This is a genomic window from Vibrio sp. Vb0888 (assembly GCF_033338835.1).
GTDB classification, from domain to species: Bacteria; Pseudomonadota; Gammaproteobacteria; order Enterobacterales; family Vibrionaceae; genus Vibrio; species Vibrio alginolyticus.
Map to the genome: position 1 here is coordinate 1 of NZ_JAWOTL010000333.1, position 1,044 is coordinate 1,044.

The 1,044-nt window shown below is 44.0% G+C and carries 1 protein-coding gene; it reads left to right on the forward strand.

From position 1 onward, the window contains the following. On the forward strand, positions 1-793 hold a 793-nt coding region (locus R7P72_RS26050; protein ID WP_318111152.1), incomplete at its 5' end, for an efflux RND transporter permease subunit. Positions 794-1,044: the final 251 nt, after the last annotated feature.

The window sequence follows — 1,044 nt, forward strand, 5'->3', positions numbered from 1 at the left end:
TATCAGTGAGCAGCCTGGGGTTAGCACAATTCGTCGCGAAGGTGGTTATCAAACCGTTTATGTGTACGGCTCTATTGATGAAGAACTCGTTGAGCCACAAGAAATTGTGAAAATCATCGACGATAGTATTTTGCCTGATATGAAGAAGCTTCACCCAAGTGTCAAAACAGAGCTGGGTGGTGACATCGAAGAGCAAGCCGCGCAACGCAACGAACAAATCATGTTCTTTGTGGCAGGGATGATCATTGTTTATATCTTGCTTGCCGTACCATTGAAGAGCTATACCCAGCCTCTTATCGTGATGTCCGTTATCCCGTTTAGTTTAACAGGGGCGATTTGGGGACATTTCTGGTTGGGGCTAGACATTAGCATGATGTCGACATTCGGTTTGATCGCAGCCGCAGGTGTGGTGATCAACGACTCGTTGGTGATGACAGATTATGTGAACCAAGTGCGAGAGAAAGGAATGAGCATCAAGCAGGCGGTGGTTGAGGCTGGTTGTGCGCGTTTTCGAGCGATTACGCTGACATCCATCACGACCTTTGCGGGTGTATTGCCTATTATGTTCGAAACCAGTCTACAAGCACGTTTCGTAATACCAATGGCCGTCGCTTTGGGCTTTGCTGTGCTGTATGCCACAGTCCTGACGTTGGTGTTAGTGCCTTGTCTGTATCTAATGCTTGAAGATATTAAAAACATCTTTCGAGCGATTAAGCGCTTCTTCCAGCGTGTCATTGGTCGTTTTAGAAAGTCGTCAGTATCTTCAGATATTTCTGCGAATACATCGAACTAGCATCTCTTGTCTTAATAAAAAAGCAGCCTTCGGGCTGCTTTTTTTATGCCGAGGATTTAGGCCTGAATGACTTTAGATGAATGTTTGAGGCGCACGTTTTGAGCCGATAACTGTGAGGAGAAATGGCGCTCTACACTATAGATTAACTGAATGAAATTGGTCTTTGGATTTGCTTGGTTAATTTAACACTTGGGGTGCGAAATTTACCATGCTGATATAAATATAAAAATGAACGTTTAATTAAGTTATTG